Origin of the sequence: Pseudobutyrivibrio sp. C4, from assembly GCF_900111635.1 — a bacterium.
Classification (GTDB): domain Bacteria; phylum Bacillota; class Clostridia; order Lachnospirales; family Lachnospiraceae; genus Pseudobutyrivibrio; species Pseudobutyrivibrio ruminis.
This window is the reverse complement of record NZ_FOHF01000001.1, coordinates 324,188-340,862: the sequence shown is the minus strand read 5'-3', so window position 1 is coordinate 340,862 and position 16,675 is coordinate 324,188. Positions and strand designations below refer to the sequence as shown.

15 protein-coding genes are annotated in these 16,675 nt (G+C 36.8%); 1 reads left to right on the top strand and 14 read right to left on the bottom strand.

Features of this window, described 5'->3' with window-relative positions; all coding sequences use genetic code 11:
* Positions 1-23: 23 nt before the first annotated feature.
* Positions 24-1,775, top strand: a complete 1,752-nt coding sequence (locus tag BMY66_RS01590; protein ID WP_090393930.1) for an Rqc2 family fibronectin-binding protein — start codon at positions 24-26, stop codon at positions 1,773-1,775.
* Here the strand turns inward: BMY66_RS01590 and recG are convergent.
* From recG to BMY66_RS01520, 14 genes are all read right to left on the bottom strand, one after another.
* Entirely contained in the window at positions 1,743-3,791 is a 2,049-nt protein-coding gene (gene recG / locus BMY66_RS01585) for an ATP-dependent DNA helicase RecG (RefSeq protein WP_090393929.1), read from the bottom strand. The two genes, BMY66_RS01590 and recG, sit on opposite strands and share 33 nt — an antisense overlap.
* Before the next feature lie 4 nt (positions 3,792-3,795).
* Positions 3,796-5,331: a DAK2 domain-containing protein gene (locus tag BMY66_RS01580; RefSeq protein WP_090393928.1), complete on the bottom strand. Its 1,536-nt coding sequence runs from the start codon at positions 5,329-5,331 to the stop codon at positions 3,796-3,798.
* A 13-nt stretch (positions 5,332-5,344) separates the two neighbouring features.
* On the bottom strand, positions 5,345-5,704 hold the full coding sequence (locus BMY66_RS01575; protein WP_033154141.1) for an Asp23/Gls24 family envelope stress response protein: 360 nt from the start codon (positions 5,702-5,704) through the stop codon (positions 5,345-5,347).
* A gap of 140 nt (positions 5,705-5,844) precedes the next feature.
* Entirely contained in the window at positions 5,845-6,030 is a 186-nt protein-coding gene (gene rpmB, locus BMY66_RS01570; RefSeq protein WP_015549663.1) for a 50S ribosomal protein L28, read from the bottom strand.
* A gap of 135 nt (positions 6,031-6,165) precedes the next feature.
* Complete coding sequence (locus BMY66_RS01565; RefSeq protein WP_090393927.1) at positions 6,166-7,596, bottom strand: peptidoglycan D,D-transpeptidase FtsI family protein; 1,431 nt, start codon at positions 7,594-7,596, stop codon at positions 6,166-6,168.
* Positions 7,589-8,866 (bottom strand): FtsW/RodA/SpoVE family cell cycle protein, encoded by a 1,278-nt coding sequence (locus BMY66_RS01560; protein WP_143064491.1) that lies wholly within the window; start codon positions 8,864-8,866, stop codon positions 7,589-7,591. Before BMY66_RS01560 ends, BMY66_RS01565 begins: the two co-directional genes overlap by 8 nt.
* A 53-nt stretch (positions 8,867-8,919) precedes the next feature.
* Positions 8,920-11,028 (bottom strand): U32 family peptidase, encoded by a 2,109-nt coding sequence (locus BMY66_RS01555; RefSeq protein ID WP_177175554.1) that lies wholly within the window; start codon positions 11,026-11,028, stop codon positions 8,920-8,922.
* A 43-nt stretch (positions 11,029-11,071) separates the two neighbouring features.
* Positions 11,072-11,497: a cell division protein ZapA gene (locus BMY66_RS01550; protein WP_044934527.1), complete on the bottom strand. Its 426-nt coding sequence runs from the start codon at positions 11,495-11,497 to the stop codon at positions 11,072-11,074.
* Positions 11,498-11,563: 66 nt separating this feature from the next.
* Entirely contained in the window at positions 11,564-12,577 is a 1,014-nt protein-coding gene (ruvB, locus tag BMY66_RS01545; RefSeq protein ID WP_090393924.1) for a Holliday junction branch migration DNA helicase RuvB, read from the bottom strand.
* A gap of 12 nt (positions 12,578-12,589) precedes the next feature.
* Positions 12,590-13,198: a Holliday junction branch migration protein RuvA gene (gene ruvA / locus BMY66_RS01540; RefSeq protein ID WP_044934530.1), complete on the bottom strand. Its 609-nt coding sequence runs from the start codon at positions 13,196-13,198 to the stop codon at positions 12,590-12,592.
* Positions 13,195-14,625, bottom strand: a complete 1,431-nt coding sequence (gene miaB / locus BMY66_RS01535; RefSeq protein WP_090393923.1) for a tRNA (N6-isopentenyl adenosine(37)-C2)-methylthiotransferase MiaB — start codon at positions 14,623-14,625, stop codon at positions 13,195-13,197. Before miaB ends, ruvA begins: the two co-directional genes overlap by 4 nt.
* Positions 14,626-14,640: 15 nt before the next feature.
* Positions 14,641-15,882 carry a glutamate-5-semialdehyde dehydrogenase gene (locus BMY66_RS01530; RefSeq protein WP_090393922.1) on the bottom strand — a complete coding sequence of 414 codons (1,242 nt, stop codon included), beginning with the start codon at positions 15,880-15,882 and terminating at the stop codon, positions 14,641-14,643.
* Entirely contained in the window at positions 15,879-16,472 is a 594-nt protein-coding gene (locus tag BMY66_RS01525; RefSeq protein ID WP_090393921.1) for a 5-formyltetrahydrofolate cyclo-ligase, read from the bottom strand. Before BMY66_RS01525 ends, BMY66_RS01530 begins: the two co-directional genes overlap by 4 nt.
* The gene (locus BMY66_RS01520; protein WP_177175553.1) at positions 16,453-16,674 is read right to left on the bottom strand and encodes a DUF896 domain-containing protein; all 222 of its coding nucleotides are present in this window, start codon (positions 16,672-16,674) and stop codon (positions 16,453-16,455) included. Before BMY66_RS01520 ends, BMY66_RS01525 begins: the two co-directional genes overlap by 20 nt.
* Between the last annotated feature and the right edge of the window lies 1 nt (position 16,675).

The following is a 16,675-nucleotide window of genomic DNA, read 5'->3' as shown; positions in this document are numbered from 1 at the left end:
TAGTACTTTGAAAGGACAAGAAAATGGCATTAGATGGTATTTCTATTCATGCATTAGTACATGAATTTAACGAGACATTTTTGAATGGAAAAATCAATAAAATTTCTCAGCCTGAAAAAGAGGAATTATTGATTACTATAAATACTCAAAATGGAAACAAACGATTGTTAATATCGGCAAACGCTTCTCTTCCATTTATGTATATCACAGATGAAAATAAAACTGCACCAGCCCAAGCTCCAGGATTTTGTATGTTGCTTAGAAAGCATATAGGCGCAGGAAGAATCATCGAAATTTCTCAAATGGGAATGGAACGCGCCGTTCGCTTTAAAATACAGCATTTAAACGAAATGGGTGATATTACATACAAATATCTTTATATTGAGATTATGGGTAAGCATTCTAACATAATCTTTTGCAACGAAGATAATATGATTTTGGATTCCATAAAGCATATTCCATCTTCAGTTAGTTCTGTAAGAGAAGTTTTGCCTGGTCGAGACTACTTTATTCCAACCCAGGAAGGCAAAACAAATCCTTTGGAGTCATCAGAGGATTCCTTTAAGAATACAGTTCTTAAACGAAGTGAATCCGTGTTTAGAGCACTTATGTCATCATATATTGGTATAAGCCCTACAATTGCCAATGAAATTTGTTTCAGAGCGGGAATAGATTCTGATGCAAGCTGCGCTTCTCTTTTTGACGAACACAAAGATAAGCTTTGGAATAACTTTACCGGCTTGATGGATGATATTAGAAATGATAACTACTCTTACAATATCATTGTAGATGGAGCAAATGGCAAGCCAATTGAATATGCGCCTGTTAACCTTACAATGTATCAGGATATGGAAGCAAAATCTTTCCAGACAATGTCTGAAGTATTAATTGAGTTTTACGCTAAGCGTAATCAATACACAAACATTCGTCAGAAATCCTCTGATTTACGTAAGATTATTACAAATCACATAGAGCGAGCTTCTAAGAAACTTGATTTGCAATTAAAGCAGCAAAAAGATACAGAGAAACGCGATAAATACAAGATTTACGGTGAAATGCTTCACACCTACGGCTACGAAGCAAAGCCAAAGGATAAATCCATAACGGTTATTAATTACTATGACAACAAGGAATTGACCATACCTCTTGATCCTGATTTGTCTGCTACAGAAAATGCCAAGAAATATTTTGATAAATATGCAAAGTTAAAAAGAACAGCCGAAGCTCTCAATATTTATATTGAACAGTCAAAGCAGGAATTGGAATTACTACAATCTATCGAGGCTGCTTTGAATATCGCTGAAAATGAAAATGATTTAGCTGAAATTCGACGCGAATTATCTGATCACGGATTCATTAAGAAACATTCTGGTAATAAAAAAGAAAAAATCAAGAAAAGCAAACCATTACATTTTGTTGATGATAATGGATTCGATATTTATGTTGGTAAAAACAACTACCAGAACGATGAACTTACTTTTAAATTTGCTACAGGAAATGATTGGTGGTTCCATACAAAAAAGATACATGGCAGTCATGTAATTGTTAAAGCAAATGGTAAGGAATTACCAGACAGTACATATGAATATGCTGCAGAGTTGGCCGCTTACTATTCTTCTGGTCGCGATTCTCAAAAAGTTGAGATTGATTACTTACAAAAGAAGAACGTAAAAAAGCCCGCTAGCGCTGTAGCAGGCTTTGTAGTTTATTACACTAATTACTCTCTTATGGCTACTCCTACCTTAGAGCACGTAAAATTGATTAGCCAAGAATGAGTTTAATGTGGACCTTAGAGCTGGATGATTTTCCAGTTCTGGGTCTTTTTTTATTATCTCATCTACATCAGATGAAGCCATCTCTAGCTCGTCGGCGTCTTGATAAATATCTGCAACCTTAAAGCTGAATTCGCCACTTTGACGAACTCCAAACATATCGCCTGGACCTCGTAATTTCAAATCTTCTTTAGCAATATAGAAACCATCGTTTGATTTAAGCATTATATTTAAACGTTCTGATTCATGATTATCAGAGCTTGAATTCATCAAAATACAGTAGCTCTGAGCGTCGCCTCTACCAACTCGTCCTCGTAATTGATGAAGAGCTGCAAGACCAAATCTATTGGCGTTTTCAATCATCATGACTGTTGCGTTTGGGACATTTACACCTACCTCTACAACAGTTGTAGAAACCAATATATCAGTTTTATGATTAGCAAAATCATCCATTACCTGATTTTTTTCTGCAGGCTTCATTTTTCCATGTAATACACCAATCTGATATTTATCTTTAAAGTGTTCTTTTAGTTTCTTGCTGTAATCCGTAACGTTTTGCGCTTCAGTTGTTTCTGATGCCTCAACAAGTGGACAAATTATATATACCTGATGTCCTTTTGCTATTTCATCGGAAACAAATTTGTAAGCGGTTGCTCGCATACTTTCTTTGATTACACATGTTTTTATAGGTAATCGATTAGCTGGAAGCTCCTTGATTGCAGAAACATGCATATTTCCATAGAGTATCATAGCCAAGGTTCTAGGAATTGGGGTTGCTGACATAACAACAATATGAGGATGATTTCCCTTTGAGGAAAGCTTATCTCGTTGCTGTACGCCAAATCTATGCTGTTCATCGGTAATTACTAATGCCAATTCTCCAAAAGTTCGGCCTTCCGAAATCAAGGCATGGGTGCCAATGATTAAGCATTGCTCATTTTCATCTACAAGCTTTTGCATAGCTTTCTTTTCAGAAACCTTCATAGAGCCTGTAAATAAAGCTACTGGAATATCTAATCCGGCATCATCAACCCATTTTTTGAAGCTTTCATAGTGCTGCTTTGCAAGCACTTCTGTAGGCGCCATGATTGCTGCCTGATATCCAGATAATGCAACATCCAACATGGCCAAAAAGGCAACGATGGTTTTACCACTTCCTACATCACCTTGAATTAATCTCTGAGTAATGTATTCTCCTGTCAAATCACTAGAAATGTCATCAATAACCTTTAATTGATCATTAGTTAAAGCGAAAGGTAATGAGTTTCTAAAATCGTCCGTTTCCTGGTGATGTGTGATATTGAATGTATTCGGATATGAAACGCCCTTTTCTTCTTGTAAACGGGAATTAAGTATAAAGAAAAACATTTCTTCATAAGCAAGGCGACGGCGTGCTTTTACCAGCTCATCAAAATCCTTAGGAAAATGATAGGCGTAAATCGCATCCTTATATGACATAAAATCATTTTTGGATTCTATATCCTCAGGCAACCTGTTTTCTGGAATGTTACAGTGCTCAAATCCACTTTTAACTGATTTTAATACAAGATTGTTGCTTAGGCCTTTAGTTAAATGATAAATAGGCTGTATTTGCTTGCGGATTTCCTCATATTTATCTCTTTCAAATATTAAAGGCTGTGTAATCTTGTATCGACCCTTGTCAAATAATAGCCTTCCGTAGAAAACATATATTTTGCCTGGTTCCAAGCTGGATTTAATATAATTCGAATTAAACCAGGCTAAATCAACTGCCATATCATCCACATAGGCTGTTGCTGATAATACATCCAGTTTGTTTCTTGTTCTAAATATCTTTGGGCTTGTCTTGATGCGCCCGGCTATACTAACAAGTGAATTGACGTTATCTTTGTTTGGTACAGATACCTCAGGATAAATTAAATAGGTACGCGGAAAAAAAAGGAGTATATCCTCTATGGTATATACTCCTAACTTATTTAATAATTTAGTTGTCTTCTCTCCAACGCCCTTAATAGTGTCAATCGGTGATAACAACTCCATAATATTACTCCACTGAAACGATATATGCGTAAACAGCCTGTCCGCCTTCTGAAATTTCAACTTCAAGATCTGGATACTTCTCAAGGACCTTGTCTCCAAGTGCCTGAGCATCATCCTGATTTGAACCTTCACCCCAGTAGATAGAAACTACAGCGGAATCATCAGAAACCATTTCATCGATCATCTCGAGGAATGCAGTTGAAATATCAGCATTTACTGAAAGGAGGCCTGAATCGCCCATACCCATCCAGTCATCTTTTCTGATTTCTTTGTCATCAATAACAGTATCACGAACAGCGTATGTAACCTGACCAGTCTTAACATTAGAAATTTCTTCTGTCATTGCTGCCTGGTTATCTTCAACGCTAGCGTCTGCAGCGAATGAAATAAGAGCTGTAATTCCCTGAGGAATTGTCTTTGTAGGGATAACGATAATCTTTTTATCCTCACAAATAGCAGCTGCCTGATTTGCTGCAAGAATGATGTTTTTATTGTTTGGTAAAACAAATACAGTCTTTGCATTAACCTTTTCTACGGCTGAAAGGATATCGTCTGTAGAAGGGTTCATTGTCTGTCCACCTGGAATCATGTAGTCACAGCCAAGCTCTGTAAAGATAGATGTAAGACCATCACCTGTAGCAATTGAAACGAATCCCATTTCCTTTGCAGGCTCTGTAAACTTTGGAGCTTCTTCTTTAACATCTTCTTTCTCGCTAGAGAATACTACTTCATCAGAATTTGTCTCTGTGATTGTAAGATCAGAAACCTTTCCAGATGCTAACTTCTCTAATTTTGCTCTTAATTCTTTGATCTGGTATGAAGCAAGTGGTTTCTCAGATTCGATAACGAATTCAACAGCATACTTAGAAATAGCTGGCTTAGCCTTTGGAGCCTCTACAGCTTCTGTTGTGTAATCAACTTCCTTACCAATAAGGGCATCGTAAGCACCCTTAAGAACCTGAACAAGACCCTGTCCGCCTGAATCTACAACACCAGCCTGCTTCAAAACTGGAAGCATATCTGGAGTTCTTGCAAGTGTATCCTCTGCTTCTGCGATAACAGCTTCAGCAAATTCTACGATATTGTCTGTCTTTGTAGCCATCTCTGCAGCCTTGTCAGCAGCAGCACGGGCAACTGTAAGAATTGTACCTTCCTTTGGTTGCATAACTGCCTTGTAAGCAGTCTGAACTGCCTTTTCAAAGGCCTCATTTAAAAGTGGAATATCAACTTCGTCGTGGCTTGAAATAACCTTTGTAAAACCACGGAAAAGCTGAGACAAAATAACACCTGAATTACCTCTAGCGCCTCTAAGTGAGCCAGATGAAATAGCCTTAGACAATGTCTTCATGTCTGGATCCTGAAGCTCCATTACAGCATTTGCTGCAGACATGATAGTCATAGTCATGTTTGTACCTGTATCACCATCAGGAACTGGGAAAACGTTTAATTCGTTAATCCATTCCTTTTTAGATTCAAGATTTTTTGCGCCCGAAAGGAACATCTTTGATAATAAAGACGCATCGATAGTTTGAATCTCCACGTATAAATCCTCCTTAGTCAATAACTCTTACGCCTTCAACGTAGATATTGATTGTATCAACAGTTAAACCAGTAAAAGACGAAACTTTATATTTTACTGTTTCGATGAGGTTTTCTGCTACTGCAGCAACGCTAACACCATATGAAACAATAACATGAAAATCTAACGAAATTGTGTTGTCCTCATTGATATTGACACTAATTCCGTGATTTAAATAATCTTTCTTGAGAAGCTTAACCAAGCCATCTTTCATATTGACAGCAGCCATGCCTACAATACCGAAGCACTCTACTGCAACTGAACCGGCATAAGTAGCAATAACATCTGTGTCTATAACAATCTTACCAAGCTCTGTTTCCATTTGACCTTGCATAAAATTACCTCCAAATTCGCATATTTACTCATGATGAGAACATTATATACTATGTTTACTAAAAATGAAAGTAAGGATTAATGCCTAAAACAAAAAATAAAAGCCACCCTTCCGAGTGACTTTCAATATCGTGTGTAAGATTAAGCACGCTCAACCTTGCCAGAACGTAAACAAGAAGTACATACATATAACTTCTTAGGTGTTCCATTCACATTACACTTAACGGACTTCACATTAGACTTCCACATATGATTGGATCTTCTATGAGAATGGCTCACATTGTTACCGAAATGAGCGCCTTTTCCACAAACTGCACATTTTGCCATGATTGCACCTCCTTGTAATTTATTTCAAAAACAAATTGCATTGACTAAACGCAACAATCGAATTATAGCAAAGCAAATTGTAAATTGCAATGATTTTTTCACTATATCTTGATTTTATTTTTTAAATATAGTGTGTTACTGGAAATATGCATTAAAAACCTTTGCTGCCAATGGTGCTGCATGCTTACTTCCGTATCCTGCTCCTTCCATTATAACAGCAATAGCCAGTTCTTTTCCAGTATTATCTATCGCGTATCCAACAAACCAGGAATGGGTCATACTTTTATTTGTTGTGTACTCTGCTGTTCCAGTTTTGCCGTATACTTTTAAATCGCCAAAATCTACGCTATCAGCAGTTCCATCCATTACAACAGCTTCCATGTATTCATTAAGTAAATCTACCTCAGAATCGGACATAATTTGTCCGTAACTCTTTTCATCTGTCTGACTAACAATATCGCCTTCGGCGCTTACCAGTTTATCAGCGTAATATGGTTCCATCAACTCACCATCGTTTGCAATTGCAGAAACAAGCATGCACATGTGAAGTGGTGAAACTGTGGTGTTACCCTGACCTATGGATGTTTGACCGACAAGCTTATCGTTACTATTTGCAAGAGAAAAATTGGATGCTTTAGTAGCTTCAATCTGAGTAGGCAATGTATCGTTAAATAATAATTCCTCTGCTGTTTCAGTGAACTCATCTTTATCAAGATTGATTCCCATATATGCATAGGCGCTATTGCAGGAGTTGGAAAATGCTTTTAATAGGTTCTCTGAACCGTGAGATTCATTACTACTACAATGAATTGTATAATCTCCTACTTTAAGGGAGCCCTTACAATTAAAACTGAAATCAGAATTACCATTATTTGCTCTTAAATAGGCAATGGTGGTGACAATTTTAAATGTGGAACCAGGCGGATAAGCTCCCTGGGTGGCTCTATTTAAAAGTACTGACTTAGTGTTGGATTCACTATTAATATCATCCCAGTATGTTGCAATTGTGTTTGGATCGTAATCAGGTTTTGATACCATGGCAACAACTTTTCCTGTAGATGGCTCGATTGCTATTACTGCCCCGTCGTACATTCCCATACCTTCGTAAGCAGCTAGCTGAGTTTCATAATCAAATGTAGTGTATAAATCGTCTCCAGGGCTTTTCTTGCCGCTGAGATTATTGTTAATCTGATCTTTAAGCGAAATGTGGCTCTTCAGCAAATCGAATGAATAATAGGCTTCTAGCCCAGCCATTCCCTGATCCACATAGCCTACAGCATGGCTAAATAGCCTTTCGTCTGGATATACACGTATTTCCTGCTTGGAATCATCGTAGCTTGTTTTGGCTATAATATGCCCGTCTGCGGTATATATGCTACCTCTGGTTACATCATCTGAAAAAGCAGAAAATCTTGAATTATAAGAATTGTATATGAAATCTTTTGCTCCTTCTTTCACGTAATAAGAAAGGTAGACAATCATAGCAATAAAAACCATGGCAAACATAATTGCTATAACATATATTTCTTTTCGAATTGCTTTCTTAGTAGTCTTCTTTTTAGTCATAACGTCTTCTGCCTTTGTTTATATAAATTAATTCATCAGAACACTGTGCGATGTAGAAACAAATAAACATTGAAAGTAAAGAGCTGCCACCATAGCTGATAAAAGGCAAGGTGACACCTGTGGATGGTATAAATTTGATTACGCCACCAATATTTAATATAGCTTGAATCGAAAAAATAATAGCGATTCCATTGATAATCAACATATAAAAGCTGTTAGAACATGCAAAAGCTCTATTAAAAAGCATAATGCTGGTGCACATTACAATAACTATTAAGCATATAGCAACAACTGCCCCTAATTCCTCAGAAATAGCTGCAAATATGAAGTCCTTGGTAACAACCGGAATCTTATTTGGCTGACCATTTGTGAGTCCGGAGCCGAACCATCCTCCAGATCCTATTGCGAATAATGACTGTGTAATTTGATATCCTTTATCATCGATAACTGATAATGGGTCAGACCATGCAATAAATCTAGATTGTATATGAGGAAATCTATTGTATGCGAATATTCCGCCTGCAAAAGCTACAATAAATTCCAACGATAAAACAATATAATTCTTGTAAGCTATGAAAATGATAAAAACATAGGCAACAAGAAATATCATAGCTGTTCCTAAATCTTTCGAAAAAACTAATACCAAAACATGTAATGCAGCTCCTATTGTAGAAAACAGAAAGCCACGCATATCTTTGTAAGTGACTATGCAACCGCTGATAAAGAACAGATAAGTAAGCTTAACAAATTCACTAGGCTGTATGCTTATGCCTCCAAACGAAAGTGATAGCTTTGCGCCATACTCCACCTTTCCTGCGAAATGCACAATTAAAAGAAGCGCAATACCAATAAGGGCAAAAATAAATAGTTTTCGATTGATATGCTTGATGTTTTTAAGTACCAGCATAGCTAAAATAGCAAATCCGGCAGATGCAATGGCAAAAACAAACTGTCTGGTTGCCCTGCTCATATCAAGTCTTTCTAGCGCAATAAAACTAAAGCTTAGAAGCATTAACATATTGTTTAATAATGCCCCAGATTTACTATAGTTGAGCTTTGACATTGATATGCCTATCGCTATAAATAAAACCAGCTGAAAGATAGTCAATAGAATAATTCTAGGATCTTCTTTTACATAGTATAAAATGATGGAGCCGTTTATCAGAAAACAGACCACCATGATAGATTGAATAGTAGATAAAATCCCCGATAAATCTTCACCGATTTTTGCCTCAAATATCTGTATAACATCTAATAGTGTAAACACCATTACAAAGATTAAAATTGTAATTCTGGAAAAAGTTATCAGAACGCTAACCAACGTTATTCTACCCCTCTTTTTAAATGTCCTTTAGTAAAGTCTTCTTTGAATTTAAAAGGTTGATTCTTGATAAATACATCTTTATAAAGCTTAAGTATTTCTTCGGTTTCTGATTCAGATTCAACAGTAAAATCTAATCGTAATTCTTTAACACCGAGAGATAGCAATTCATCCTTTAAATCAAATGCCATATATATCTTGCTGTTGTAGATAGTGTTGTAACAATTATTACAGTCACATGCTACAATGAAGTTTTCATTTTTTCGATCTACTAGTGTAATCTGGCTGTTGGCCTTTTTACATCCGATAGTGTTCTTAACAGTGCAATTAGCTGTAATCATCATAGGAATACGGCTGTAAATAATCATCTGAGAATTATGATTATCTCTGTGCTTTAATTCCTTTAATGAAAGCTCATAAGGGATACAGCTATAATTGAATCCAAGCTTTTCGAATGATTTAACGCTTCGGTTGTTAAAAGTATATAACCTGTGGTCCAGAATAACTTTTTCCTGAGGATATTTAATACTAGATAAATAACCTAGCTCATCGTAGCTTGCTGCTATTACACCGTCTGCTCTATCGTCTATATCTAAAGACTTGATTTTGCTGCTTCTAAACACTGCTGGCAGGTAAATATATACTTCGCCAGAGAAATATTGTTTTGCAGTCTCGAATAAATGGGATGGAACCGCAATAGCATTAATAAAATCAAAGTTTTTCAATGCTTTAATCTGCTCTTCTTTTAGCAATGTGATGAAAGCCTTTGGGGAAGTCTGAATATTGCTTTGAACCTTTAATTCCTCAAATGGAACCACTATTTTATTCTTCTCAGTAGATAATACAGCAGTAAGCTTTGCAATGGCTTCTCTTCTGGCGGTCTTCAAAGCAGAAACAGGCAAGAAAATATCATCATCATAATCAATATTTAATTTATCAATTTCAAATGATGTATTTCCCAGACCAGATATCGCTTTTACGATATCTTCTTTGCTGGTGGCTCTATTTTGAGCTTTTTCAATAACACTTCCTGTAAATTTACCTTCATTTCCGTTATCATCCGTGAAAGTAACCTGAAGCTCTTTTCCTAGATTTGCGCTAACCTTGCAGTTAACTTTTATTTTTCTTTCTGAAATTTCTGCATTAGAAGATTCTGCTTTTGTATGTGATGGTGCCTCGAAAGTCATCATTTCAGGGCCGTTGTGGGAATGCAAATATAAATCAGTAAATCCGCTTCTGTTTCCTGAATTTAAAAGACGTGTTATGTCCTCATCTGATACAGAATAATTAGCAGAACCCTTGTATAAATACTGGTCTATATAATGTCTATATACAGATAAAACTCCCGTTGCATAGTCTATCTGCTTCATTCTTCCTTCGATTTTAAAGGACATTACACCTGCTTCAATCATTTCAGGAAGATACTTTATAGTACAAAAATCCTTAGGGCTAAGGATGTAATTTCCTTTTTTGTTAAGCTTATTATTTTTATCATCAAAAGCTTCGTATGGAAGTCTACAAGGCTGAGCACATCTTCCTCTGTTGCCAGATCTTCCACCTAAAATTGATGACATCAAGCACTGTCCAGAATAGCAAACGCAAAGAGCACCGTGCACAAAAGACTCGATTTCCAAATCGGGGCAAGTACTATGGATTCTGCTAATTTCATTGATAGATATCTCGCGAGCTGTAACAATACGAGATGCACCTAAATCCTCAAAAAACTTGGCACCATATTCGGTACAAAGACTAGCCTGAGTGCTCACATGAATATGAGTATCCGGGAAATATGTTCTTATAAAATTAAATACGCCAAAATCCTGAACGATAAATGCGTCGATTCCATTTTCTACGTATGCTTTAAGGTATTCGTATAACTTGCCTTCGATTTCAAGATTTTTAAGCAAAGTATTTACAGTAAGATAAGCCTTCGCACCGTGTAAATGAGCATATTTAATAGCCTCTTTGGCGTCTTCGATTGAGAAGTTTTTAGCATAAGCTCTGGCGCCAAATAAATCTCCGCCAAAATACACTGCATCAGCTCCTGAATTGATAGCAGCTTTAAATATTTGTAAATCGCCTGCTGGCGAAAGTAATTCTAATTTATTCATAGATATCCTCATAAAATAAGGGCCCCATCAAGGGACCCAATTATTATACATCTGAAATAGAACCTAGAAGGGCATCCTCTAGGGAAGCCTCAAGCTTTGTCTTGTGAAGAAGAAGCTCCTTGTTCTCCCTTTCAAGCTTTGTAATTGTTTCTTCTAAAGTCTCTGTCTTAAGCTGTGCTGATATTAAATCGTGTTTGAGATTGTAAATTTCTTTATCACGAATATCTAAATCAGATTCAAGGGATTCAACCTGGGTCTTCGCCTTGAAGTAATCGTCAGCAATATTTAGCTCAAGCAAAGTAGCCTTTAAATCAGCAGAAATACGCTTGTAATCGTCTATTGAATTAAACTCGTCAAGCTTTGAATTTATGTAGTTGGCAACCTTCTGAAGATATTCCTCCTCTTCGTAACCGCTCAACGTATAAACTTTTCCGCCTATAAGCACTTTTGCGCTCTTCTCGGAAACCATATACCGCATCCTCCCTGTAGAAAATCAATTATAATTATATATATTATTTTGCATAAAAACAAGATTTCACATTACATTTTCTGGAATTGGCATGTGAAAATGTTCGTATGCTTCTTTTGTTGCAACTCGACCCTTTGGAGTGCGGATAATTAAGCCGTTTTGGAGAAGATATGGCTCGTAAACATCCTCAATTGTTCCTGAGTCCTCTCCTACTGTGGCGGCAAGATTGTCCAGGCCAACTGGACCACCGTTAAAACGCTCGATTATTGCAAGCAATATGTTTCTGTCGTTATTATCTAATCCTAATGTGTCAACCTCTAAAGAATCTAGTGTGGCGGCAGCTACATCCTTTGTGATAACACCATCAAATTTAACTTCAGCGTAATCTCTCACTCGTTTTAAATACCTGTTTGCTAAACGAGGAGTTCCTCTTGATCTAAGAGCTATTTGGTAAGCTCCTTCATAATCTATAGGGGCATCCAGCTTTCCAGCAGAAGCTGTGACGATTGTTGATAGCTCCTCTGGAGTGTAATAATCCATATGGCCGATTATTCCGAATCTATCACGAAGTGGAGCTGATAAAAGACCCGGTCTAGTGGTTGCTCCAATAAGTGTAAAACGAGGAAGCTTTGTATGGATTGAACGAGCTGTTGTATCTTTGCCCATAACAATATCTACAGCGAAATCCTCCATTGCAGAATACAGAGTCTCTTCTACCGGCTTTGAAAGACGATGAATTTCATCGATAAATAAAACATCACCATCCTTCAAAGTCATAAGAACTGCTACTATTTCACCTGGTATGGTAATCGCAGGGCCAGATGTAACTTTAATATTTGAGTTCATCTCGGAAGCTACAATCCCTGCAAGAGTGGTTTTGCCAAGACCTGGAGGTCCATATAAAAGCACATGATCCAATGCATCACCACGCTTTTTTGCAGCCTCGATATAGATTTGCATGTTCTCTTTGACTTTGTTCTGACCAATGTAGCCATCAAAGCTCTTTGGTCTAAGAGCGTTATCTGTAACTAAATCCTCGTGAGATGCAATTGTAGATGTTATTTGTTTGTTTGAAAGCATATATTCTCACCCTTAAATAAATGACATTTGTTTTAGTGTATCAGAAAGCAACTGTTCAGTGGTTGTAGAATCTGTAATTGTCATCTTGTCTAAAGCTCTAGCAGCATTGCTTGGAGAATAACCAAGTGCTACAAGTGCCTCTAGTACTTCTTCTTTTACAGTTGAAGTGGTGGCAATCTTTGTCTGGCCTGCTGAAAGCTTACCTTCGAATGCATCTACAATATCAACTTTATCCTTTAAATCGATTATTGCTCTTTCTGCTGTTTTCTTTCCTACTCCAGGAACTTTAGCAAAGGCCTTGGAATCGCCTCCTGCTACAGCAAAACGAATGTCTGAAACGGTCATGGAACTAAGGATTGCAAGAGCCCCCTTAGGCCCAATTCCGCTGACAGAAAGAAGAAGCTCAAACATCTTAAGCTCCTCCTTGTCATAGAATCCATATAAAGTAAGAGAATCCTCTTTTGGAATCAGCTTGGTGTTAAGCTTGATTTCTGAACCAATAGCAGGAAGACTGCCAATTGTATTCATTGAAGAATTAACACCATAACCTATTCCATTATTGTCAACGATAATGACGTTGCCATCAATATCAGTAAGTGTGCCTCGAATGAATGCTATCATATTTTCTCCCCAATAAAATAAAATCCTTTACAACAGTTTAACTTAACCTCAACGATTTTTCCAATCAAAGATGCATCTCCTGGGAAATGTACTGTTGTATTGTTTTCAAGCTTGCCTGATACCAATGATGAATCCTGTTCATTTACTTCTTCAACAAGCACCTTTTGAACAGTTCCTTCAAGAGATTTTACTTTTTCGTGTCCATGCTTTTGTACTAAGGCAAGTAATCTATCAAATCTATCCTTGATTACGTCTTCAGGAACCTGATTATCCATAGTAGCTGCTGGAGTTCCAGTACGCTTAGAATAAATGAATGTGAAGGCGCTATCATAGTGAACCTTATCTACTACATCCATTGTTTCAAGGAAATCTTCCTCTGTTTCGCCAGGGAAACCAACGATAATATCTGTAGTAATCGCTACATCAGGGATACGAGCTCTAAGCTTTTCTACTAAGCCGAGATAATGCTCCTTTGTGTAACGTCTGTTCATTTTCTTAAGGATTTCGCTACTTCCAGACTGAAGAGGTAAATGCATGTGCTTGCAAACCTTTGGAAGTGTAGCCATTGCCTCAATAAGGTCATCTGAAAGATCCTTTGGATGAGGAGTCATAAAACGAATTCGCTCAAGTCCCTCGATATCATTTACCATTTTAAGTAGCTCTGCAAAGGTAACCTTTTCTTCAAGGCCTACGCCGTATGAGTTGACATTCTGACCAAGAAGCATAATTTCAACTACGCCATCTGCCACCAATGATTTAATTTCGTTAACGATATCTTCTGGCTTTCTAGAACGTTCTCTTCCTCTAACATAAGGTACGATGCAATATGTACAGAAATTATTACATCCGAAACTGATATTTACACCAGATTTGAATGGGAATTTTCTAGAAATTGGAAGATTCTCTACGATTTTGTCGGTATCCTTCCAAATATCAATAATCATTCCCTTTTTATTGAGTAACGCTGTTGTAAATAACTCTGCAAACTTGTAAAGGTTGTGTGTTCCAAAGATTAAATCTACAAATTTGTAGTTGTTCTGCAAGTGCTCGATAACAGTAGGCTCCTGCATCATACAACCGCAGAGACCAATCATCATATTCTTATTCTTTTTCTTGTAACCGTGAAGAATACCAAGATGACCGTAAACTTTATTATTTGCGTTCTCTCTAACGGTACATGTATTGTAGATTACAAAATCAGCGTTTTCATCTGTTGTTTCTTCATAACCAATTTCCTTAAGAACACCAAGAAGCTTCTCGGAATCTCTTGCGTTCATCTGGCAACCAAATGTAACAACACAGCAAGTAAGCTTTCTTCCAAGCTCTTCTTCTCTTTTAGCTACAATTTTTGCAGCCTCCTTAATGAAATAATATTGGCGTTCTGGCTCCTCTGTTGGAGCATTGTTTAATAAATCTGTAATACTCATTTTAATTCCTAACTATTATCTAATTTGTCCGTTACCACGGATTGTATATTTATAACTTGTTAATGCTAAAAGTCCCATAGGGCCTCTTGCATGAAGTTTTTGTGTGCTAATTCCTATTTCTGCTCCGAACCCAAACTCAAATCCATCTGTAAATCTGGTTGAAGCATTAACATAAACACAAGATGCGTCAATGCCATTCAAGAACATATTAGCATTAGCTTCGTCATTAGTAATGATCGATTCTGAATGACCTGTATTGTATTTATTAATATGTTCAATTGCCTCTTCTACTGAAGAAACAGTCTTAACTGAAATTATATAATCTAAATATTCCTTACCAAAATCTTCCTCTGTTACATCAAAAGAACCCTCGAGGTACTGCTTAGAATCAGCATCGGCAAATATTTGTACGCCGTGCTCTCTAAGCTTTGCGTTTAGAGCAGGAAGTAGCTTGGCTGCTATATCTTTATGTATAACAAGAGATTCACAGGCGTTACATACACCAATTCTCTGTGTTTTCGCATTTTCGATAACAGATATAGCCATATCGATATCTGCATCATAATCTACGTAAATATGGCAGTTGCCAGAACCTGTTTCTATTACTGGGACAGAAGCATTTTCTACAACTGATTTGATAAGGCCAGCTCCTCCTCGAGGAATAAGAACATCTACATATCCGTTCATTCGCATAAGCTGATTTGTAGATTCTCTTGTAGTATCTTCGATTAATGTAATAGCATCAACTGGAAGATTTTCCTTCACAAGAGTATCCCTGATAATCTTTACAATAGCCTTGTTTGATTCAAGAGCATCCGAACCACCTTTTAAGATAGTTGCATTGCCAGTCTTGAAACATAAGCCAAACACATCGGCAGTTACATTAGGACGAGCCTCGTAAATGACGCCAACAACACCAATTGGCACAAGCCTTTTGGCTATATGGAGCCCGTTAGGTCTATCCCATTCTTCGGTGATTTTTCCGATTGGATCCTCCAGTTCTACAACCTGACGCAATCCCTCTGCCATTCCGCTAATTCGAGATTCATCTAACTTCAATCGATCTAGCAGTCCCTGGGATAAGCCCTTTTTCTCACCGTTAGCCATGTCGATTTTATTAGCACTAATAATATCAGAGCTATTATCCTCAAGAGCATCTGCAACTGCTAATATTCCTTTGTTTTTAGCCTCGGTAGATAATAAAGCTACTTTGTACTTTGCTGCTTTTGCTTTTGTTGCCTGCTCAATTAATGTCATGATCTACTTCCTTTCAAAACCAAGTTTTCAGTAACAATATAATCCATCGGTATATCATGGGATTCGATTTGTATATTCTCCGCCAGCTGCTTTGAAAAGCAAGGCGCAATGCTTGTTATTTCTGGATGCTTTTCGAAAAATCTATCATAAAAGCCGCCTCCATAACCAATTCTATTAAGCTTTTTATCGAATATCAACCCTGGGGTTATAGAAATAATTGACTGATTGAAATCAGTAAGTAAATTCATGTCAGATTTCGGTTCCATAATATTGTATGAACCAATAGAAAAATCCTTTTCTAAATCGACTATTTCATAGAAATACAACTGATGATTCTTTTTATCACATTTTGGGAAATATAGATGCTTTCCCTGTTGTAATAAAATGGAGTATAACTGTTTTAAATCAACTTCGCTTCCAAATGGATAAAAGCATAAAAAAATATTAGCTCCTTTAAAATCAGATTCTAAAAGAGCCAAAACATTTTCACTAATAAGGGATGACAATCGATTTCTTTCTGAAATTGAAATACCATCTCTAATTCTTTTATAAGTTAATCTAATATCATTACTAGTTTGACTTACTTCCATATTTTTCGCCAAGGTTTTCTACCTTACCATCTTCGTCTACGATATCGATATTGTTAAGCTGGGTTCTGATATTGCCTTTAATTGCATCAATATAAGCTCTTCTAAGCTTAGCCTGCTCTGCTTTTTCAGCATCAGTAAGACCTTCACCTTTCTGCTTATGGTAAAGTTCATTAATTCTTGCGATATCTTTCTCTGTAATCATA

Excerpts from the sequence above, each read along its gene's own strand:
- BMY66_RS01530 (WP_090393922.1), bottom strand. The coding sequence starts at position 15,882 with ATGACATTAATTGAGCAGGCAACAAAAGCAAAAGCAGCAAAGTACAAA.
- rpmB (WP_015549663.1), bottom strand. The coding sequence starts at position 6,030 with ATGGCAAAATGTGCAGTTTGTGGAAAAGGCGCTCATTTCGGTAACAAT.
- ruvA (WP_044934530.1), bottom strand. The coding sequence starts at position 13,198 with ATGATAGCATTCATTCGAGGCACACTTACTGATATTGATGGCAACGTC.
- BMY66_RS01550 (WP_044934527.1), bottom strand. The coding sequence starts at position 11,497 with ATGGTTTCCGAGAAGAGCGCAAAAGTGCTTATAGGCGGAAAAGTTTAT.
- BMY66_RS01555 (WP_177175554.1), bottom strand. The coding sequence starts at position 11,028 with ATGAATAAATTAGAATTACTTTCGCCAGCAGGCGATTTACAAATATTT.
- BMY66_RS01525 (WP_090393921.1), bottom strand. The coding sequence starts at position 16,472 with ATGGAAGTAAGTCAAACTAGTAATGATATTAGATTAACTTATAAAAGA.
- BMY66_RS01565 (WP_090393927.1), bottom strand. The coding sequence starts at position 7,596 with ATGACTAAAAAGAAGACTACTAAGAAAGCAATTCGAAAAGAAATATAT.
- miaB (WP_090393923.1), bottom strand. The coding sequence starts at position 14,625 with ATGAGTATTACAGATTTATTAAACAATGCTCCAACAGAGGAGCCAGAA.
- ruvB (WP_090393924.1), bottom strand. The coding sequence starts at position 12,577 with ATGCTTTCAAACAAACAAATAACATCTACAATTGCATCTCACGAGGAT.
- BMY66_RS01575 (WP_033154141.1), bottom strand. The coding sequence starts at position 5,704 with ATGCAAGGTCAAATGGAAACAGAGCTTGGTAAGATTGTTATAGACACA.
- recG (WP_090393929.1), bottom strand. The coding sequence starts at position 3,791 with ATGGAGTTGTTATCACCGATTGACACTATTAAGGGCGTTGGAGAGAAG.
- BMY66_RS01590 (WP_090393930.1), top strand. The coding sequence starts at position 24 with ATGGCATTAGATGGTATTTCTATTCATGCATTAGTACATGAATTTAAC.
- BMY66_RS01560 (WP_143064491.1), bottom strand. The coding sequence starts at position 8,866 with ATGGTGTTTACACTATTAGATGTTATACAGATATTTGAGGCAAAAATC.
- BMY66_RS01520 (WP_177175553.1), bottom strand. The coding sequence starts at position 16,674 with ATGATTACAGAGAAAGATATCGCAAGAATTAATGAACTTTACCATAAG.